Genomic DNA, 18,783 nt, shown 5'->3' on the forward strand with positions numbered 1-18,783 from the left:
CACCTGTCAGTTCTCGCTAGTATCGACTCGTCGCCGAGGCTGAGAGGACCGCCGTGACCCCCATCTCGAGCTGGGCCCAACGGACCGACGAGATCGCCGCCGCCCTCGGCGTCGACGCGGTCCGCCTGGTGCCCGTGCCCGCGGGGGCCTCCCGCGAGGCCTACCGCGTCGAGAGCCCCGCCGGTGCCGGCATCGCCTTCCTGCGCGCCGACCCGGTGGCCGGCGGGGTGATGGACGGCAGCGAGATGACCCTGGCCCGCGAGGCCGAGGTGCTCCGGCGCGTGCGCGCCCACGGGCTGCCCGTGCCCGCCGTGCTCGCGACCCTGACGGACCCCGCCGGCACCCTGCTGGAGCTCGTCCCCGGCACCAGCAGACCCGACCCGGCGGCGGTCGAGCAGGCCGCGCCGCAGTACATGGCGCTGCTCGCCCGGCTGCACCGGATCGATCCGCCCGACCTCGGCGTGCCAGCCTCGTCGATCACCGCGGCGCTGCGCTCGGATCTCGACTGGTGGCGCGACCGAGCCGCCACGACGGGCACTCTGGACCGGCCGCTGATCCGGCTGGCGTTGCGGATCCTCGCCGATGGCCTGCCGGACGACCCGACACCGGCGCGGCCGGTGCACGGCGACGCCGGCCCCGGCAACGTCATGATCCATGAGGGGAGGGTGGTCGCCCTGCTGGACTGGGAGCTGTTCCACGCCGGCGACCCGCACGAGGACCTCGCCTGGATCTGGATGCGCGGCGCGCACACCGACTTCGGCGAGTTCACCACCCGCGTCGCCGAGTACGCCGCCGCCGCCGGCGTCGCGGTCGATCCGGGCCGGCTCGACTGGCAGGCCGCGTTCGTGATGACCAAGTCGGTGATCAGCCTGTGGGCCGGGATCATCGCCGCGCCGCCGGGGGCGGACGTGCTCGGCCCGCTCATCGCCGCGCTCGCCTACGACGCGCTGCTGGGAGCCGTGCTCGTCCGGCTGCGCGGCGGCGCGCTGCGGCTGCTCGCAACGCCGGCGATCCCGGCGATCCCGGCGACTTCGGCGGAGACCGGGCTCGTCGACCAGCTCGCCGCCCGCCTCGGCGAGGCGGACCGCGCCGGCGCCGCCATCCTCGATCATCTGCGCCGCCATCTCGCCCTCGAACAGTGGCGGACCAGCCACCTGGCCGCGGACGTCGCCACCCGACTACCCGCCGACCCCGCCGACCCGGGTGATCCGGGTGATCCGGGTGATCCGGGTGATCCGGGCGGGCCCGCGGGCCTCGCCGCCCGCGTCGACGACGCCGATCCCACGACGCTCACCGCGCTCGCGACGGTCCTCGGCGCGGCGGCGGATCGAGCCGCCCGCAGCCAGCCGCGTGCCGAACGGCTGATCCGGCGCGCGCAGCGCAACGGACTCGGAGCCTGACCCGCCGCGCGCGGTCCCCGGGTGATCCACTTCTGTTACGCTACTCGCGTAGCGAAATGGAGGGGGCGCATGGGCGGGGGCAGGCCTCGGGACACCGGGGTGGAAGAGCGTGTCGTGGCGGTCGCGAGGGAGATGCTGCGCGAGGGCGGATACGCCAGGTTCGCGGTGGACCAGGTCNCTGACCGTGCCGGGGTGGCCAAGACGACCGTCTACCGGCGATGGCCCTCGCGTGACCACCTGGTGGTCGCGGCAGTGGCCACCTTTCTGGACGACGTGGCGATCGAGGAAACCGGGGATCTTCGAGCCGACCTGGTCCGGATCGCCGCCGCGATCGCCGCCGGCCTGGGTCAGCCCGGAATACGACTGCTCGTGTCGGAGCTGATCGCCGCAGGTGCTCGTCAGCCCGACCTGGCCGCGTCGGTGTATCAGCTGTGGGCCCGGCGGCGAGCGGCGAGCCTCGATCTGTTCGCCGCGGCCGTCGGCCAGGGTGAACAGGCTGACGACGTGGATCCGGGGCTGATCCTCGATCAGATCATCGGCGCCGTCTACTATCGAGCCCTGATCACGGGCGACCCGGTTGATGACGACTACCTGAAGCGTCTCGTGTCCGCGGCCCTGGCCGGGGCCGGGGTCTCATCCGGGGGTCTCGCATGAGCCTGCTGAGTGTCCACGTGCGCGCTGAGATCGACATCGCGGCCACCCCGGCGGAGGTGTGGCAGGTCACATCACCGATGGGGACAGCTACCCGCAGTGGCATCCGCTTGTGCTCCACGCGAGTGGGCGGCTTGCGGTCGGTGCTCGACAGCGGGAGGTCGTACGCACGGCCACCGGCCGGCAGATGACCTTCCGGCCCGTGCTGACGACCGTCACTCCCGAACGCGAACTGACCCGGCGGGGACGGCTGCTGGCGCCGGGCGTCTTCACCGGCGAGCACAGCTATCTGATCGAACCGCTCGATTCCACCCGGGTCCGGGTCACCCAGTCCGAGCGTCTGACCGGCGTGCTCGTTCCGCTGCTGCGCCGCCGGCTCGCCACCGAGACGCAACACCAGTTTCGCGTCGCGCTCGAGGGCCTGGCCCGACAGATCAACACCCGCCGCTCGGCCCCACCACGGCCAGCCGACCAGCGACTGGCCGGGACCTCCGGTCGAAGGAGGCCGCACACCAACGACTCCAGCAGTCCACGGTAGGCACCGTCTGGCTGCGACGACGGGCACAGCCGGAGCGCGGCAGAAGGCGGCGGGCGTGTGGATGACGGTCGGACCCGGGTGGCACGGTACGGCAGGTGTCCGGTGGGTTCGTTGTGGAGAGGAACTGATCCGTGCGATCTCTCCTCGGCCTGGGCGGCCGTCTCGTGGCGGCGGCGGGGCTGCTCGTGCTCATCCTCGCCGGCACCGGTGCGCTCCTCGTCCACGGGCCCGGCCAGGTGCGCGGCTGGGACACCGACGCCGAGCGCTGGCTCGCCGACCACCGCACCGGCGGCCTGGTCCGCCTCACCGCGGACGCGACCTACCTCGCCGACACCTGGACGGTCATCGCCGCGACGGCGGTGCTGGCGGCGGCCGTCGGGTGGTGGACGCGGCGCTGGTGGCTGCCGGCGGGGATCATCCTGCTCACCGCAGGGGAGACGGCCGTCTACGAGGCGTCCAACGCCCTCGTGGGCCGGCCGCGCCCCGCGGTGCCCCGGCTCGACCCGGGGGATCCGCTGGCCAGCTTCCCGTCCGGGCACACCGCCGCCGCGGTGTGCCTGTACGGCGGACTGGCCCTCGTGCTGCGGCGGCTCGCCGCGGACGGCCGGTTCGGGCGGCTACCGGCCGGCTCCGGTGCCGGCCAGGGCGGAGGAGTGGGCGGGGGGCAGCCGTCGTCGGCTCGGCCGTGGTGGGTCAGGGCCGTGCTGGTCGCGTCGGTGGTCGTCGCGGTCGCCGTGCCGGTGCTCGTCGGGTTCTGCCGGACCTATCGCGGCATGCACCATCCCAGCGACGTGCTCGGCGGCGCCTTCCTCGGCGCGTGCTGGCTCGCGGCCGTCAATCGGGTGGTGCTGGGGCGGCGCGGCGCGCACGACCCTCGGCGCGGCGGTGGATCGAGCTGCCCGCCGCCGGCCGCGCGCCGAGTGCCTGATCCGGCGCGCACGGCGCAGCCGTCTCGCTGACCGGTGCGTGGCCGGTCAACGGAGGATGTTGACGGCGCGGGCAAGGACGAGGGCGACGACGATGATCGAGATTGTCGACTGGGCCATCATCATGAGCTTGGCCCAGCGGGTCATCGGCATCGTGTCCGTCGGGCTGAAGGCGGTGCTGTTCGTGAACGCGACGAACAGGTAGTCGACGAACGTCGGCTCCCAGCGGGGATCGGCGTTCGCCGGATCGCTCATCTGGGGGAACAGCAGGTCGGGGTACTGCCGTTCGCTCTGCGCCCGGGCGAACGGCCCGCCGCGGTCGAACTCCCAGTACCAGAGGGCGAAGGCGATGATGTTCGTCAGGTAGATCGCCGCGCCGGTGCTCAGCAGGACCGCCGGGTCCTCACCGGCCGTGCCGCGGACCAGGCGGTGGGCGAGCAGGGCCGCGCTCACCCCGTTCGCGGTGGTGACCGACGCGGCCAGCAGCAGGCTCGCCGCCCGCTCCACCGGATGCTTGCGGGTCAGCCGCACCGGGTTGACCGCGGTCAGCCCCGCCAGCAGCGCGATCTCCAGGCCGGGCAGCAGCCAGCGCGGGGTGAGCGTCAGCCGGGACGGCAGCGCCCACTGCAACGCGATCGCCACCACCGTGGCGAGCAGCACCGGCAGCCGCCGCTCGCCGTCGGTAGGCCGCAGCCACGCCGGGACGAGATGCTCCGGCAGCCTGCGGACCTCGCCGACCGCCAGCCCGGTGGCCCGGGCGAACTGCCGCAGATGGATCGGCGAGAGCCGGTCCCACGCACTGGTGTGCGGGTGCGCCGGCTCCTCGGGACCGTCCGGGCCGCCCGTCCCGGTCAACCGGACTTGCCTGCCGTCGTTTCCGCGGCGAGGGCCAGCTCGACGGCGGCCTCGACGTGCAGCCGGGTCGTCGGGAAGACCGGCACCGAACTGTCCTGGCGGCGAACCAGCAGCTCGATTTCGGTGCAGCCGAGAATGACGCCCTCGGCGCCCGCGGCTGCCAGCCGTTCGATGACCGCCACGTACTGCCGGCGCGACTGCTCCCGCACGACGCCACGGCACAACTCGTCGAAGATGACGCGGTGCACGAGCGCGCGGTCGACGGCGGGTGGCACGAGGACGCGCAGCCCGGCGGCGGTGAGCCGGTCGCGGTAGAAGGCCTGTTCCATCGTGAACGCCGTGCCCAGCAGGCCCACGGTGCGCAGCCCCGCGGTGGTCACCGCCGCCGCCGTGGCGTCCGCGAGGTGTAGCAGCGGGACGTCGATGGCCGCCTGGACCTGGTCGGCGACCTTGTGCATCGTGTTGGTGCACAGCAGCACCAGATCGGCGCCGGCCGCGACCAGCGACCGCGCGGCGGCGGCGAGGACGACGCCGGCCTCGTCCCACCGGCCGGCGGTCTGCATGGCCTCGATGTCGGCGAAGTCGACGGAGAACAGCACGCACCGGGCCGAATGCAGATCACCGAGCCGCGCCCGGACCAGCTCGTTGGCGAGCCGGTAGTACTCGGCGCTGCTCTCCCAGCTCATCCCGCCCAGCATTCCGATCGTCAGCATCGCGCCGCCGGGTCTCCCTCCCCGGCCGCGGGCGTCCCGGCAGGGCCGGGGGCGGTGCCGAAGGCGTGCAGGAAGGTGTCGACCGCGGCGCGGGCGACGGCGTGCTGCTCGGCGGCGGAGATGACTCTGGTGCCGTACCGGCAGCGGGCCTCCAGCGAGCCGGTGAGCAGGGCGGCGAGCTGCTCGGCCGCGGCGGCCGGATCGCCCGCGCGCAGGTGGCCGGCCAGGGCGAGGCGGGCCAGGCGGTCGGCGAGTGCCTCGGTGACCGGGTCCGATGCCCGGCCGGTGATGATGTCGAGCAGGTCGGGGAACTGGCTGATCTCCGCGTAGAGCAGGCGCCGCAGCGCCCAGCCGCGCTCGTCGCAGTAGCACGCGACGAGCTGGCTGCCGACGTCCTCCAGCGTCGCGCGCAGGTCGCCGTCGTGGTCGCGTAGCCGGTCGACGGCCGCGAGGTTCTTCGCCATCGCGCGGTCCGCCTCGGCGGCGATCGCCGCGCGCAGCAGTGTCTGCTTGTCCCCGAAGTGGTTGTAGATCGTGTGCTTGGCGACGCGTGCCTCGGCGGCGATCGCGTCCAGCGTGGCCTGCGCGTACCCCTCGCGGGCGAAGACCACGAACGCGGTGGCGAGGATCGCCTCGCGCTTGTCGATCCGGCCGCGCGCACTCGGCCGGGCGGGCGAACCGGTGGTGGTGGTGGTGGCCGATCCGGCAGCCGCGGCGGGCGTCCTCCCACTCATCACCACACCGTATCCCAGCACCCACCATTCTCTGCACCGGCTGGTGCAGTAAAGCCACCCGTCCGGTTCCTTGGAACGTGATGGCCTGTTACAGTGCACCGACCAGTGCAGATTTAGGGACTCGCGAGGTGAGAGATGGCGCAGGTGCTGGACGAGGGCCGATTCGATCCCGCGTTGCGGCGGCTGATCGCCGTCGTGCTCCTCGGCGGGATCATGGGAATCCTCGACGGCTCCATGGTGGCCGTCGGAGTGGACACCCTGGCCGCACGCTTCGACGCCGCGCTCAGCACGATCGGCTGGGTCTCCACCGGCTACCTGCTGGCGCTCACCGTCGCCATCCCCGTCACCACCTGGGCCGTCGACCGGTTCGGCGCCCGCCGGCTGTGGCTGGCCGGCCTCGTCGCCTTCCTGGTCGCCTCGGTCGCCTCGGGGCTGGCCTGGAACGTGAGCAGCCTGATCGTCTTCCGGGTCCTGCAGGGGCTCGCCGCCGGCATCCTCGACCCGCTCGTGCTCACGCTGCTGGCCCGCGCCGCCGGCCCCCACCGGGCGGGTCGGGTGATGGGGCTGATGGGCATGGTCCTCTCGGCCGGCCCGGTTCTCGGTCTCATCGTCGGCGGGGCCGTCCTGGCGCACTTCTCCTGGCGGTGGATGTTCCTGATCAACCTGCCGATCGGGGTCGCCGCGCTGATCGGCGCGCTGCGGGTCATCCCCCGCGACGCGCCGACGGGCGACGCGCCGACGGGCGGCGTATCGACGGGCGGCGTGCCGCGCACACGGCTTGACGTGCTCGGGGTGGCGCTGGTGGGCCCGGGCTTCGCCGCGGCGGTGCTGGCGCTGTCCCAGGCCGCGGACCGCACGACCTTCGTCGCCTGGCAGGTGCTGCTCCCGCTGGCCGCCGCCGTCGCCCTGCTCGCCGGCTACGCCGGGCACGCCCTGCGCCCGGCCGCCGCGCGGCGCACGCCGCCGCTGATCGACGTCCGGCTGTTCACCAGCGGCGGCTTCGCGGCCAGTGTGGCGATCATGATGTTGGTCGGGCTGGCGATGTTCGCGAACCTGTTCGTGCTGCCGCTGTACTACCAGCAGCAGCACGGGCACGGCCCACTCGCCTCCGGGCTGCTCGTCGCGCCGTTCGCGGTCGCCGCCATCATCGCCATGCCGCAGTCCGGTCGGCTGTCCGACCGGCTCGGCGCCCGGCGGCTGGTCCGCGTCGGGGCGCTCGTCGCCGCCGTCGGCGAGTTCGCGTTCACCCGGGTGGGCGCGCACACCGCGGAGGTCTGGCCGGCGCTGGCCGCGTTCGTCGTCGGGTTGGGGCTGAGCTTCGTCGGCGCCCCGACGATGGGCTCGCTGTATCGCACGCTGCCGCCGGCCTCGGTGCCGCAGGGCAGCTCGGTGCTCTACATCCTCAACCAGCTCGGTGCCGCGATCGGCATCGCCGTGGTCACCCTCATCCTGGCCACGGTGGGTGACGGCGGCGGTGTCGACGGGTTCCACGGGGTCTACTGGTTCGCGCTGGGCACCATCGTGATCATTCTGGCTGCCAGCCTGCTCCTGCCGGGCCGCCCGGAGCCGGCGGCGCAGCCGGCCGCCCAGTCGGACCGGACGGCGGAGGTCCCCGTGTCGTGAACGACGGGGTCGGGCCGGAAGGCGGTTGCCCCGGCTCGACCCCGTCGCGTGTCCTGCTCGGTGACCGGTTCCGGTCAGGACTTCTCGGACAGCTCCTTCGAGATTGCGTTCGGGCCGCTGTACTGCCGGTCCGGAATCTTCTCCAGGGTGCGGACGAGGGATTCGTCCGCACCGTTCTCCCTTGCCTTCTTCACGATCGCCGAACGATCGGCCGGGTAGTCGACGCCCTTGAGGAACTTCTGCGCTTCGGTTGCTGTGGTCATGCAGCCATGATGGCCCGCCGCCCGGCCGTTGAAACCTCGCCCGCGTAATGCCAGGGAATGTGACGTCGACGTTTCGGGAGCCGCTGAAGGTAGCTGGCGGAGTCAGCCGTAGAAGAATTCTTCCACCATGTTGTCAGGAAGGCGGGCGAGAGTCTCCAGCAAACTTTTGCTGCCTTTCGCCCCTGGCAGGAACCTCTCGGCGTCCACGTTGATGCACAGCAGTGCGATCAGGCCGAATACTCGGTGGTAAATCGGGATGGTCGCGCTTCTCAGTCTGCGGCCGTCCGGCAGGCGCACCTGGTAGACGGCTGCCTCGGCGCCCGGCGGGTTCACGATCCGGCTCAGTGCCACGTTGCTTACCGGCGAACCCACCTGTCGTCCGGTGAACCCGTTCTGGACGGCGCAGACCGAATGAAGGGGATCCCGCGTGTCGTGCAGGACGAACTCGATCGGTAGGTGGGCGAACATCGCACCGACGAGGTTGGTCAGGTTGATCAGCGGTTCGATGAGGTTTCGTCGCTGGGCCTGGGGACCGTCCATGTACCTCATTTCCGTCCGAAACTCCGCCTTGACCCGCTGCACCAGTGCGTAGGTGTCCGGGGAGAGCTCCACGTCCGGCCGGTTCTGCGCCACCAGGTAGTCGAGTTCCACGGCGGCGCGGACGTTCCGCTCGGCGATGACCCGCTGGCAGGCACGCCGCAGATGTTCGAGATCAAGCTCGACGGCGCGCTTGTCCCGCAACCGCACCGGATACTCCACCATCCTGGCCAGCGGCGTGCCCGTCAACAGGGCTTCGGGGCTGAGTAGCCGGCTGGATGTTTCCCCGGGCTGTTCTGGGTCGGTGCCGGTCGAGCCGGGGAACGGCGGCCTTGCCGTGGGCTTGGTCCGACCCGTCTGCGCGTCCACGATCCATTGCAGCAGCAGACGGCTGGCTTCCGCCTCGTCCGCCACGTCGAACAGGTCGAAGGCCTTGATGTCGCCGAGCAGCCCGGGGAGGCGGCAGTCCTCGACCCTGACCGGCAGCAGCTTGCGGGCGAACCCGTGGTCGTGCTGGTAGGCGAGTTCCCACGCTCGCTGCTCGTAGGCCGACGCGAGGTAGGTCTCCGACACCAGTGCAATCGTGCGCTCCGACGCGGTCATGTCACGTCGCAGTGAAGCCGCCCACTCCGTTCCGGGCGTGAAATTCCACTCCTGCAGCAGCAGCCGGTATTTCTCATCCTCGAGCTGCCAGGCGACCCACTTCGCCCAGTCGTGGTCCTTGGCGTGATAGGAGACGAAGAAGTCGTACTCGGCCTGCCTCCCGGTGCCCTCCGGCTCCGGACCAGCCGGCCCCCGCGGGTTCGTGTCGTCCATAATTGTCAGCATGCCACCCGGTGCCCGGGCCGGATTCTACGGCCCCGGCCCGGCCGCCGCCGAAGGTGGGCGACGCAGCGCGGGTTCGGCCCGGGTGAAGCGAATATCCCGCGAGAAGCCTGCCGACCGGCAATCCATTGCCCGGTCCGCGCTGCCGGCCGGACAGCTCAGCCAGTACCGGTGGCGTCATGCGTTCCACGGCGACCAGCCCGTCCACGGCGGTCAGGACGTCCACGGCGGTCAGGACGTCCGCCGAGGTGAGGGCCAGCAGGCCGGCTCCGGGCGTCGGGGCGGACGGGACCGGCATCTGGTCGAGGGACGAGGGGCGTCNCCCCGGCGTCGCGCACGGCCGCTACGGCCGCGATGACCGACCCGACTTCGGTTTATCCATGGATTCGCCCGGATATGTGGATGCCATGGCAGTCGGGTCGGAACCTCCAGTCGGGATATTTCTCGACCGGTTCGTCCTCCCGCCAGGTCCGGACGCTCCGGGTCGGGCGCGCCAGCGGCTGACGGCGGACCTGACCGGCCGGGGCGTCCCCGTGGAGGTGACCGAGACCGTCGTGCTGCTCGCCAGCGAACTGGTCACCAACGCCGTGCTGCACGGCCACGGTGAACCGGAACTGGAGATCCGGACCACCGATCACCTGGTCTGGGTGGGCGTCCGGGACCCGGACCGCCACCCGCCGCGGGTGCGCCACGTCGACGCCGACTCGCTCGGCGGCCGTGGCCTGCACCTCGTCGACGCGCTGGCCGAGGACTGGGGCGCGGCCGCCGTCCCCGGCGACGGCAAGACCGTGTGGTTCCTTCTCCGCCGCTGACCCCGGCCGCTACGGCGCCACGGTCGGCACCTGCGCAGGGGTCGGCACCCGCGGGGAGGGCGGTGCCTGCGTCGTGGTCGGGCGCGGGATCGTGAGGCACGCGAGCGCGGCGAGGACGACCGCCGAGACGGTGATGATCCAGCCCAGGTCGTAGGCGTCCGTGAGCGAGCCGAGGTCGTCGGCCGCCGCGCCGCCGAGCGCCGCGACGAGCAGGGCGGTCCCGATGACGGTGCCGATCTGACGGGCCATGGTCACCACCGCGGAGCCGGTGGAGACGCTCGCCGGGGGCAGTGCGGTGACGGCCGCGCTGATCAGCGTCGGCAGGATCAGCCCGACGCCGACGCCGGTGAGCAGCATCCCGGGCAGCATCGCGCCGACGTAGTCCGGCTGCGGCGCCATCCGCAGGATCCACCAGCCGATCCCGGCCGCGAACACCAGGCAGCCGGCGGCGGCCACCCGTCCCGACCCGAGGCGGGCCACCAGCGGCCCGGCGGCGAGGGCGAGCCCCGGCACCATCAGCGGTCCGGGGGCGATGGCAAGCCCGGTCCGCAGCGCCGACCAGTGCCAGACGTCCTGGCACCACAGCACGCCCGACAGCAGCATCGCCGCGAACGCGACGCTGAACACGAACGCGGCCACCGCGGCGGCGCTGAAGGTCCGCACGCGCAGCAGCGGCAGCGGCAGGACCGGCGCGGGATGACGCGCCGAGCGGTGCAGGAACCCGGCCAGCAGCAGCACGCTGGCGAGCAGCGATCCGACCACCCGCGCGGAGCCCCAGCCCCAGTCCGGCCCGCGCACCAGCCCCAGCGCCAGCGCCGCGATCCCGACCGTCAGCAGGACCGCCCCCGCCGGATCGGACCGCCCCACGCCGGGGCGCCGCGGCGGGTGGGGCAGCACCCGCGGTCCGGCGACGAGGACGGCGAGCCCGACCGGCAGGTTGACCAGGAACACCCACCGCCAGTCCAGTTCGGTCAGCAACCCGCCGGCGACGGGTCCAAGAGCGGCCGCCAGCCCGCTCACCGCCGTCCAGGCCCGCACCGCCGCCCCCCGCCGCTCGGGCGGCGCCGCCGCGAGCAGCAGGCCGAGGGAGGACGGGGTCATCACGGCGGCGCCCGCCGCCTGCAGCACCCGGGCGGCGACGAGGAACCACACCGTGGGGGCGGCGGCGCACAGTGCGGAGGCGACGACGAAGATCGCGGTGCCCCAGAGGTAGGCGCGGCGCGGGCTGGTCCGGTCCGCGAGGTTCCCGGCCGGCACGAGCAACGCGGCGAAGACGACGGCGTACCCGTTCAGCACCCACGACAGCGACGACAGCGACGATCCGTCGAAGTGCCGGCCCATGTCCGGCAGAGCGACGTTGACGACGAACAGGTCGAGGTTCGACATGGCGACCCCGGCCGCCACCACCGCGAACACCCGCCCGAACCGCCCACCGGGCGCGCCGCCTGGCGCGATGCCGCCTGGCGCGATGCCGCCTGGCGCGATTCCACCCAGCGCGATGCCGCCTGGCGCGATTCCACCCAGCGCGATGCCGCCCGCGTCACTGCTCGTCGGGCTGCTGCCCCTGGATGGGNGGTTCCCGACGGAGGTGATCGTCGGTGGTCGCCCGGATCGCAGCGCCGACTTGGGGCTGTCGTCCATGTTCGCTCATCTCTCGCACCGTGAGTTCGAAAATCCAACTAACGTGGTCGAGGGGGAGCCTAGCCGCAGTGGGTTGGAGAATCCAACGATGACTGCCGGGCTGCCGGGCTGCCGGGCTGCCGGGCGGGGCGGCGGGGCGGGTGCACGCCGCCGGGGCCGGTGGGTGACGTCCCTTGGTGGTGCCTCGGCTCCGGCGGCGCGAACGGCGCCGTCACCAGACGACGGGCAGGGTCTCCGGTCGGCCGATCGGTGCCTTGAGCTCGTAGCGCAGCTCGGTGGGCGCCACCGCGAGCCGCAGCCCGGGGACCTTCTCGATCAGCGCGGTGAGCACCTCGGTCAGCTCGACCCGGGCCAGGTGCGCGCCGATGCAGTGGTGCACCCCGGCGCCGAAGGTCAGGTTCGGCACCGGCTCCCGGGTGAGATCGAGGCGGTCGGGGTCGGTGAACACCGCGGGGTCACGGCTCATCGCCGCCAGCGGGACCACGACCACCTCTCCGGCGCGGACGACGAAGCCGCCCAGATCGATGTCCTCGGTCGCCACCCGGGGGAAGGTCATCGACAGCGGGTGGTAGCGCAGGAGCTCCTCGATGGCGTTCGGCATGCCGCTCGGGTCGGTGACGAGGGCCTCCCAGTGCGACCGCTGGGTGAGCAGCGTCGTGATGACGTTCGAAATGACGCCGCCGGTGGTCTCGAATCCGCCGATGAGCAGTGTCATGGCGAGCGAGTGCAGCTCGGTCTCGGTGAGTGTGCCGTCGTTGTCGGCAGCGGCGATGAGAACATCGAGCAGACCCTCCGGGCTGTCGGCATTGCCGGCGGTGGCCTTACGCGCACGCACCAGCTCACCCATGTACCTGTACAGCGCGGAGAGCCCGACTGCGGCGCCCTTCGGGTCGAGATGGAACCGGAACAGCGACTCGCTCCAGGTCCGGACGTTGTCCCGGTCGAGATCGGGGACGCCGAGAAGCTGGCAGATCACCTCGATCGGCAGATGGAAGGCGAGCGTGCGGATGTCACCCGGCGCCTCCTGGGCCGTCATCGCGTCGATCCGGGCCCGGGCCGTCGCCGCGATCCAGGGCCGCATCCGCTCGATCCGCCGGTGCGCGAAACCGGCGTTGACCATGCGCCGGATCCGGGTGTGCTCCGGCGGGTCGAGCCAGAGCATGGAGTTCGGATCGGGCATCTGGCCCGCGGTCAGGGGCGGGGAGAAGTCCAGCGTCCTGGTGCGGGAGAAACGGGAGTCGGCAAGCATCGCCCGGGCCGGCGCATAGCGGACGATCAGCCAGATGGGGAGCTGGCCCGGACCGAACCGCACACGGATCGCGGGAGCTTCCCGCGCATATTCCGCCAGGCGTCCCGAGGAATGCGGCGAGAACGTGTCGTCAAAGGGAAACGAGGGGATTTCCTGGTCGTTCTGCACGACGTCGGTAACCGACATGGGGAGTGGACTTCCTTTCGCTGCCAGGGCAGGGGGGGAGCAGCGGGCCGATCGTTGCATGTCGATTGGTCGCACGTAGTGAAGACGGTCGAAAAAACGGGTGCGAAGCGACGCCGGGACAGCTTGTCGCCAACATGTTCTGCACACATCCTGCTGCTGGCAGGAGAAGGTCACCCGTCGCGGCGCCGGATTGTCGGGCGTTAGGATCCGCCGCCATCAGGGCCCCGCCGCCGTCGCCGCCGTGCGCCACCACCGTCCGCCACCGCTACCGCGGATGCTGTCGCCACGGCCGCCTCGTGACCGGTTTCCCCGGACGTGTTGTGATCCCCCGGACACGTTGCCGGCACCCCACCGGAGTGCCCATCTGGCCGGTCCAGATCCGGTTCACGTTGACGCCGTGCATGTCCGTGGGCCAGATTGGCCCCGCATACGAATCCGACATTAGACCCAAATGGGCCATTACCGGTCCCTGCCGAGGAGTGTGCCGTGACGCTACTGGTCCGCTGGTGCCAGCGGTACCGATGGCTGGTCGTCGCGGTGTGGCTGACAGCGCTGATCGCCGCGACGAACGTCGCCCAGGAGAAGGGCGCCCGGTTCAGCCAGGATCTCGGCGTCACCGGCGCCGAATCGCAGCAGGCGATGGACCTGGTGGCCGACATCATGCCCGACCGGAAACTGCCGGATCTGGAGATGATCGTCGTGCGGGCCCGGGCGGGTGACGTGCAGGCGCCCGAGGTGCGGGCGCGGGTCGCCACGATGATCGCGCAGCTCGGCAAGCTCCCCGGCGTCACCGGTGTGTTCGACCCCTACAGCCCGCTCGGCGCCGTGCCGCTCGGCGGCAGCCCCCTGAGCGCGGACGGGCATACGGCGATCGTCTCCGTGCTCATGAAGGACGCGCCGACCACGCCCGACCTCCCCGTGATGCGCCGGCTGATCGCCACCGCCCGCGACTACGACGGGCCCGACCTGCAGGTCGAGGTCACCGGGCCCGCCACCACCGTCGTCGTGCAGGGGACGATCTCACCCTGGCCGATCGCGCTCGGCATCGGCGTGGCGCTGCTCATCCTCTGCCTGGCGGTGCGCTCGCCGGCCGCCGTCGCCGTGTGCGCCGTCACCGCGGGGGCGGCGACCGCGGCGGCGCTGGACGGCGTCACCCTGCTGTCCCGCCGGGCCAACGTCATGCAGCTCGCACCGCTGCTGGCGCTGGTGCTCGGCTTCGGGCTGAGCCTCGGCTCCGCCCTCGTCGTCGTCCACCGCTGCCAGACCGACCTGCGGCGGGGACGCGGCCCCGACGACGCGGTGCGCGCGGCGATGCGCCATTCCGGCCGGGCGACCCTCGCGGGCAGCCTCGGGCTCGCCGTGGTCATGCTCGGCACCAGCGCGCTGCGCCTCAGCGTGTTCGACGGCCTCGCCCTGGCCGGGTTCACCGCCGCCGCCGTGAGCATCCTCGTCGTCGCCACGCTGCTGCCCGCGATGCTGTCGATCTCCGGGCGTGGCCTGCTGGTCTGGGCCGAGCGGACCCACCTGAGCGTCACCGGAACCGGCCTGCCGGTGCGGCCGGGCCTGCGGTCCTGGTGGGCGAGGACCGTCGGGCGCCACCCCCAGGTGCTGGCCGGGGCGGCGGTCGTGCTGCTCACCATCCTGGCGCTGCCGGTGGTGGGCTTGCGCCTCGGCGGCACCGACAACGGCGTCGACCCGACGTCGACGACGAGCCGGCGCGCCTACGACCTGGTCAGCGACGAGTACTTCCCCGGCCTCAACGGGCAGCTCATCGTCATGGCCACGGGGGTGTCCGCCGACCAGCCGACCGCCGTGCCCCACCTGCTGACGGCCCTCGAGGGCACCCGCGGGGTGAAGCGGGCCTTCGTCGTCCTGCAGAACGCCCAGGCGGCGAGCGCCCTGATCCAGGTGTTCCCGAACGACCCGCCCCGCTCGGCGGCGGCCAGCGACCTCGTCCACCGGCTGCGCGACTCCACCGTGCCGGCGGCGATCGCGGGCACCTCCCTGGAGGTGTACATCGGCGGCCAGACGGCGATCTTCGAGGACATGTCGGACCGCTTCGCCCGGGTCCTGCCCGCCTTCCTGATCCTGGAGCTGGGCGTGCTCGGGGTCGCGGTCCTGCTCGGCCTGCGTTCGGTNCGCCACAGCCTGGCGATCACGGCGGCCAGCATGCTCGCCCTCGCGGCGACCCTGGGCGTCATCACCTCGGTCTTCTGCAACGGATGGCTGGCCTCCGGGCTCGGCGTGCGCACCGGCCCGATCGAGCCATTCATCCTCGGCCTCATCCTCATCATCGTGTTCGGGCTGTCGATCGGGATGCACCTGACGCTGCTGAGCCGGCTGCGCGGCTCCGCCGATGCCCCGGATCCCCAGGCGGCGATCAGCAGCCGGCACGCGGACGTCGGCGGTGTCGTCATCACGATCAGCATGATCATGGTCGCGGTGTTCGTGGCGCTCACGACGCAGCAGGTGCGGATGATGAAGCTGCTCGGTATCGGACTGTCCGTCGGGGTGATCCTCGACGCGCTCGTGCTGCGGCTGGTGCTGCTGCCCGCGCTCATCCACCTGGTCGGGCTGGACCATCGCCGCGGCGACCCGCCGCGGCCCGCGCCGCCCGCCGCGCCGCGCCGCGGCTCGCGCCGCCGGCTGCTGCCGCTCGGCGCGCCGATGTCGACCAAGCGCACCGGCCTGGTCCGCCTGTACATCGCGGCCGGCGCCGGCCACCCCGATCGGGGCACGGCCGCGGGCGGTGGATCGACCGCCCCGGGCGGCGGCCTACCGCCGTTCCCCCGGCCCCGCACACCCGTGCGCGGTGTCCGGGGTGCGCACCGGCCGGCTCACCCGCCGGCCGCGACGCAGGCGTCGCGCAGCACGGGGGTGGGGGAGCCGAGCAGGAAGCCCTGCCCGTAGCGGATCCCGGTCTCGCGGGTGGTGCGCAGCTCGCCGGTCGTCTCGATGCCCTCGGCGATCACGGCGCCGCCGATCTCCTCGGCGACGTGCACCAGCCCCGTCGCGACCGCGCGGCGCGCCGGATCGACGTCGATGCCCTGGGTCAGGCTGCAGTCCATCTTGATGATCTCCGGGCGGAGCCGGACGAGCTGCTCCAGCCCGGCGTAGCCGGCGCCGACGTCGTCGGCGGCGAGACGGACCCCGAGTCGGCGCAGCCGGTCCAGGGCGCGGGTGACCTCGGGGGCGTCGGCGATCCGCTCGTGCTCGGTGATCTCCACCAGGAGGCGCTCCGCGTCGGTCCCAGTGACCATTTCCACCAGGCCGGCGGACAGGGTGGTCGCGCAGACGTTGACGGCGAGGCCGATGCGCGCGGGGATCTGGGGGAGCGCGCCCAGCGCGCGGCGCACCGCGGCGAGCTCCAGCTCGACGGTCAGCCCGACCGCGCCGGCCGCCGCGAACCACTGCGTCGTGCTGCGGGAGGCGTCCGGAAACCGGGACAATGCCTCCACTCCGATGATCCGGGCCTGTTCCAGGTCGAACACCGGCTGGAACGCGAGCGCCGGGCCGCCCTGGTCGATCAGGCGGCTGACGTCCAGCCACACCTGGCTGCGCGCCTGCCACATCCGCTGCAGGTCGGTCACGGAGTCGCGCAGGATCTCGGCGAGCATCTGCAGGAAGCGGGCGTCCCGCTCGCGCAGCTCGTGGTGGGGCCGGTGGGCGATGCAGCCCAGCAGACCGTAGAGCGCGTCATCGCCGTCCATGACCGGCACGGCGGCATAGGAGCGGATGTCCAGCTCGCGCGCGACGGGCGAGTTGGCGGTGCGGGGGTCGGCGAGGGTGTCGGGGATGAGCGCCGGCAGCCGGCCGCTGAGGACCTCGGCATACAGGCCGGTCTGTCGCCGCACGGTGGACCCCTGGGTGATGTGGAAGGATCCGCCGTCGCCGTTGAGGACCTGGACGACGAGCACGTCGCCCTCGATCCGGCCGAGCCACGCCGCGTCCATGTCGAGATGCCGGCGTAGCACGCCGAGCAGCTCCACCACCGCCGGCGAGGGCGTGGGGACCTCGGCCGTCGGCCCGAGCAGCGTGGCCGCGCGCACCGTCATCCGCATCACCTCCCCGCGAGGTGTCTGTGCCCGCGGACGCGTCCGCGCACACGCGCGCCAACCGCCGCCCTGCCTCCGCGAGCCGGACAAACGTGCAGGTCAGGGGCTTGTCTGTGGTCTGCATCAGATCGGAGCAAATTCGGTGCTTTATGCACGCGGGAGCGGGAAGGGCCCAGAGCGAGGGCAGCAACGCCGCGGAACCAACCAGGTGGAGTGACCACGTGAGCATGTTCGACAGCTTGTTGCACGGACTTGACGACCAGGAGCAGGACCGGACGCGGGAACTGATCGCCGACAGTGTCGCCACCGATCGCGCCGACGCGCTCGCCGGCAAGGCGCCGGACCGGCTCGTCGACTCCGGCAGCCGTCGCCGCCGTTCGCGGGCCGAGACCCAGCGCCGGTAGCGGCCCAGCCGTCGGCAGGTGGCTTGCCGTCGGCGGGTGTGGCCGGCCGTCGGCAGGTGGCTAGCTGTCGGCCCTGGCGCGTACTTCCGGCCGCCGCAGCGGTGGCACCGTCGAAGGCGGTTGACGGCGGGCCGGAAGCGCGTCGAGCAGCCGCTGCACCGAGGCGGCGACCTCGGCGACGGCGGCCTCGAAGGCGGCGTCCGCCGTGGTCGGCGGCCGGCGCAGGCCGCTGATCTTCCGGACGAACTGGCGGGCGGCGGCCTGCACCTCGTCGGCGGTCGCCGGCGGCTCGAGTCCCCGCAGCTCGGTGATGTTGCGACACATACCGCAACGGTAACGACCGGACGCCCACAGCCACCTCCGGGCCATCGGGTCGTGGCTCCGGGCCATCGGGTCGTGGTCTTCCCCGAAAATCACATACCCCGGGCGGCTGGATTGGGGGAAAATAAGGAGGGGTGCAGTGTCGTGCCCATGCAAGATGCGGGGCATGGCGGTACTCACCGTGGAGGGGAGCCGAGCGCTCATGGCGGACGGGTATTACGGCGAGTCGTCGGGTGGCAACCGGGGGGCGGGCCGGCGCGGCGAACGGTTCGCCCAGGCGCGCCGGCTGGCCGGCCAGGCGCGCCAGGACCGCACCACCTCGTGGTATATCCCGCTGGTGATCACGGTGATCGCCGCCGGGGCGTCGTTCGACGCCTTTGGCCGCGCCGTCGGGTTCCTCTACGCCCTCGCGCTGACGCTCGCCTTCGTGGCGCTGACCTGGACGACGATCCGGCTCATGCCGTCGGTGTCCGACGAGCTCAATGTCTCCCGCGTCAGCGGCCCCCGCAAGCTGTACGCGGTCGTGAACACCCCGGTGCGCACCCGCGGCTTCTTCGTGCTCGCCGCCGCCCTGCCCATCGTCATCGCCCTGATCAAGGCGGTCGGCTTCTTCGTGCTCGGCGGCATCCTGCTCGTCGGCGTCGTGGTCGGTGCCGCCGTGGCCGCCGCCTGGGTCTTCGAGCGCCGCTAGCCCTGTCCTTCGCACGTTCGTGCGATGTGACAGTTCCGTGATCTTTTGGTTGTTCCGTGTCGGGTTTGCCGCGGGGTGGAGTGGTGGGCCTGGCACGGTTCCCGCCTGTGACGGTCGTGGCGGGTTATGGACCTCCGAGCGTGGAGAAGATGCTCGGCGCGCTGCCGGTCGTGCGGGACTTCCTGCGCCGGCTTGGGGTGGCCAGCGTCGTCGACCGACTCTGCCCGGTCCGCGAGGACGCCCGGCTGACCCACGGCCAGGTCATCGAGGTCCTCATCGCCAACCGGTTGACCTGCCCGACCGCGATGGTCCGGGTCGCCGACTGGGCGGCGGCCTGGGCGGTCGAGGAGGTCTTCGAC

General features: G+C 72.5%; 18 protein-coding genes and 3 pseudogenes. 12 read left to right on the forward strand and 9 right to left on the reverse strand.

What is annotated here, in order from left to right:
• Positions 1–53: 53 nt before the first annotated feature.
• From UK82_RS23440 to UK82_RS23455, 5 genes and pseudogenes are all read left to right on the forward strand, one after another.
• Positions 54–1,400 (forward strand): phosphotransferase family protein, encoded by a 1,347-nt coding sequence (locus tag UK82_RS23440; protein ID WP_055409362.1) that lies wholly within the window; start codon positions 54–56, stop codon positions 1,398–1,400.
• A 69-nt stretch (positions 1,401–1,469) separates the two neighbouring features.
• A pseudogene (locus UK82_RS43215) lies at positions 1,470–1,577 on the forward strand (TetR family transcriptional regulator); the annotation flags it as partial.
• A gap of 1 nt (position 1,578) precedes the next feature.
• Positions 1,579–2,054, forward strand: a pseudogene (locus tag UK82_RS43220) (TetR-like C-terminal domain-containing protein); the annotation flags it as partial.
• A 58-nt stretch (positions 2,055–2,112) separates the two neighbouring features.
• Positions 2,113–2,589, forward strand: a complete 477-nt coding sequence (locus UK82_RS23450) for an SRPBCC domain-containing protein (RefSeq protein WP_055409366.1) — start codon at positions 2,113–2,115, stop codon at positions 2,587–2,589.
• A gap of 131 nt (positions 2,590–2,720) precedes the next feature.
• Positions 2,721–3,548 carry a phosphatase PAP2 family protein gene (locus UK82_RS23455; protein WP_055409368.1) on the forward strand — a complete coding sequence of 276 codons (828 nt, stop codon included), beginning with the start codon at positions 2,721–2,723 and terminating at the stop codon, positions 3,546–3,548.
• Between the two features lie 15 nt (positions 3,549–3,563).
• Here the strand turns inward: UK82_RS23455 and UK82_RS23460 are convergent, their stop codons facing one another.
• The 3 genes from UK82_RS23460 to UK82_RS23470 are packed head-to-tail and all read right to left on the reverse strand — an operon-like array spanning position 3,564 to position 5,817.
• Complete coding sequence (locus UK82_RS23460) at positions 3,564–4,370, reverse strand: hypothetical protein (RefSeq protein ID WP_199865393.1); 807 nt, start codon at positions 4,368–4,370, stop codon at positions 3,564–3,566.
• Positions 4,367–5,083: an aspartate/glutamate racemase family protein gene (locus UK82_RS23465; RefSeq protein ID WP_055409370.1), complete on the reverse strand. Its 717-nt coding sequence runs from the start codon at positions 5,081–5,083 to the stop codon at positions 4,367–4,369. The genes UK82_RS23460 and UK82_RS23465 overlap by 4 nt, the downstream gene beginning before the upstream one ends.
• A complete protein-coding gene (locus UK82_RS23470) occupies positions 5,077–5,817 on the reverse strand; it encodes a TetR/AcrR family transcriptional regulator (RefSeq protein WP_044885585.1) in 741 nt (246 codons plus the stop codon). Before UK82_RS23470 ends, UK82_RS23465 begins: the two co-directional genes overlap by 7 nt.
• A 135-nt stretch (positions 5,818–5,952) precedes the next feature.
• Between UK82_RS23470 and UK82_RS23475 the strand changes: the two genes are divergently transcribed.
• Positions 5,953–7,440 carry a DHA2 family efflux MFS transporter permease subunit gene (locus UK82_RS23475; protein ID WP_055409372.1) on the forward strand — a complete coding sequence of 496 codons (1,488 nt, stop codon included), beginning with the start codon at positions 5,953–5,955 and terminating at the stop codon, positions 7,438–7,440.
• A gap of 74 nt (positions 7,441–7,514) precedes the next feature.
• Here UK82_RS23475 and UK82_RS23480 read toward each other — a convergent pair whose 3' ends face one another.
• On the reverse strand, positions 7,515–7,703 hold the full coding sequence (locus UK82_RS23480) for a DUF2795 domain-containing protein (protein ID WP_044885539.1): 189 nt from the start codon (positions 7,701–7,703) through the stop codon (positions 7,515–7,517).
• A gap of 102 nt (positions 7,704–7,805) precedes the next feature.
• On the reverse strand, positions 7,806–9,056 hold the full coding sequence (locus tag UK82_RS23485; protein WP_055409374.1) for a TIR domain-containing protein: 1,251 nt from the start codon (positions 9,054–9,056) through the stop codon (positions 7,806–7,808).
• Positions 9,057–9,472: 416 nt separating this feature from the next.
• Here UK82_RS23485 and UK82_RS23490 point away from each other — a divergent pair, with 416 nt between their 5' ends.
• Positions 9,473–9,877: an ATP-binding protein gene (locus UK82_RS23490; protein WP_044885537.1), complete on the forward strand. Its 405-nt coding sequence runs from the start codon at positions 9,473–9,475 to the stop codon at positions 9,875–9,877.
• Positions 9,878–9,886: 9 nt separating this feature from the next.
• On the opposite strand, the gene UK82_RS23495 is transcribed toward UK82_RS23490, so the two are convergent.
• Together UK82_RS23495 and UK82_RS23500 are read right to left on the reverse strand one after the other, a co-directional pair.
• Positions 9,887–11,293: an MFS transporter gene (locus UK82_RS23495; protein ID WP_313949831.1), complete on the reverse strand. Its 1,407-nt coding sequence runs from the start codon at positions 11,291–11,293 to the stop codon at positions 9,887–9,889.
• 436 nt (positions 11,294–11,729) lie between these two features.
• Positions 11,730–12,953, reverse strand: coding sequence for a cytochrome P450 (locus UK82_RS23500; protein ID WP_044885536.1), 1,224 nt, complete (start codon positions 12,951–12,953; stop codon positions 11,730–11,732).
• A 537-nt stretch (positions 12,954–13,490) separates the two neighbouring features.
• On the opposite strand from UK82_RS23500, the gene UK82_RS39745 reads away from it, so the two are divergent.
• Together UK82_RS39745 and UK82_RS39750 are read left to right on the forward strand one after the other, a co-directional pair.
• A partial coding sequence (locus tag UK82_RS39745; protein ID WP_255354344.1) for an MMPL family transporter occupies positions 13,491–15,091 on the forward strand: 1,601 nt, incomplete at its 3' end.
• 1 nt (position 15,092) lies between these two features.
• Positions 15,093–15,863 (forward strand): annotated as a pseudogene (locus tag UK82_RS39750) (MMPL family transporter); the annotation flags it as partial.
• Here the strand turns inward: UK82_RS39750 and UK82_RS23510 are convergent.
• Positions 15,791–17,008: an EAL domain-containing protein gene (locus UK82_RS23510; protein WP_044885583.1), complete on the reverse strand. Its 1,218-nt coding sequence runs from the start codon at positions 17,006–17,008 to the stop codon at positions 15,791–15,793. The pseudogene UK82_RS39750 and the gene UK82_RS23510 overlap by 73 nt on opposite strands.
• 221 nt (positions 17,009–17,229) lie before the next feature.
• On the opposite strand from UK82_RS23510, the gene UK82_RS23515 reads away from it, so the two are divergent.
• Positions 17,230–17,412, forward strand: coding sequence for a hypothetical protein (locus UK82_RS23515; protein ID WP_041939414.1), 183 nt, complete (start codon positions 17,230–17,232; stop codon positions 17,410–17,412).
• A 60-nt stretch (positions 17,413–17,472) separates the two neighbouring features.
• Here UK82_RS23515 and UK82_RS23520 read toward each other — a convergent pair whose 3' ends face one another.
• The gene (locus UK82_RS23520) at positions 17,473–17,736 is read right to left on the reverse strand and encodes a DUF2277 domain-containing protein (RefSeq protein WP_044885533.1); all 264 of its coding nucleotides are present in this window, start codon (positions 17,734–17,736) and stop codon (positions 17,473–17,475) included.
• Between the two features lie 163 nt (positions 17,737–17,899).
• Between UK82_RS23520 and UK82_RS23525 the strand changes: the two genes are divergently transcribed.
• The gene (locus tag UK82_RS23525) at positions 17,900–18,424 is read left to right on the forward strand and encodes a hypothetical protein (RefSeq protein WP_396230625.1); all 525 of its coding nucleotides are present in this window, start codon (positions 17,900–17,902) and stop codon (positions 18,422–18,424) included.
• A 107-nt stretch (positions 18,425–18,531) separates the two neighbouring features.
• On the forward strand, positions 18,532–18,783 hold a 252-nt coding region (locus UK82_RS23530; RefSeq protein ID WP_152989899.1), incomplete at its 3' end, for a DUF4277 domain-containing protein.

The sequence above is a fragment of the Frankia sp. ACN1ag genome (assembly GCF_001414035.1).
GTDB classification, from domain to species: domain Bacteria; phylum Actinomycetota; class Actinomycetes; order Frankiales; family Frankiaceae; genus Frankia; species Frankia torreyi.

Excerpts from the sequence above, each read along its gene's own strand:
- UK82_RS23465 (WP_055409370.1), bottom strand. The coding sequence starts at position 5,083 with ATGCTGACGATCGGAATGCTGGGCGGGATGAGCTGGGAGAGCAGCGCC.
- UK82_RS23470 (WP_044885585.1), bottom strand. The coding sequence starts at position 5,817 with ATGAGTGGGAGGACGCCCGCCGCGGCTGCCGGATCGGCCACCACCACC.
- UK82_RS23475 (WP_055409372.1), top strand. The coding sequence starts at position 5,953 with ATGGCGCAGGTGCTGGACGAGGGCCGATTCGATCCCGCGTTGCGGCGG.
- UK82_RS23480 (WP_044885539.1), bottom strand. The coding sequence starts at position 7,703 with ATGACCACAGCAACCGAAGCGCAGAAGTTCCTCAAGGGCGTCGACTAC.
- UK82_RS23485 (WP_055409374.1), bottom strand. The coding sequence starts at position 9,056 with ATGGACGACACGAACCCGCGGGGGCCGGCTGGTCCGGAGCCGGAGGGC.
- UK82_RS23490 (WP_044885537.1), top strand. The coding sequence starts at position 9,473 with ATGGCAGTCGGGTCGGAACCTCCAGTCGGGATATTTCTCGACCGGTTC.
- UK82_RS23500 (WP_044885536.1), bottom strand. The coding sequence starts at position 12,953 with ATGTCGGTTACCGACGTCGTGCAGAACGACCAGGAAATCCCCTCGTTT.
- UK82_RS23510 (WP_044885583.1), bottom strand. The coding sequence starts at position 17,008 with ATGACGGTGCGCGCGGCCACGCTGCTCGGGCCGACGGCCGAGGTCCCC.
- UK82_RS23520 (WP_044885533.1), bottom strand. The coding sequence starts at position 17,736 with ATGTGTCGCAACATCACCGAGCTGCGGGGACTCGAGCCGCCGGCGACC.
- UK82_RS23525 (WP_396230625.1), top strand. The coding sequence starts at position 17,900 with ATGGCGGTACTCACCGTGGAGGGGAGCCGAGCGCTCATGGCGGACGGG.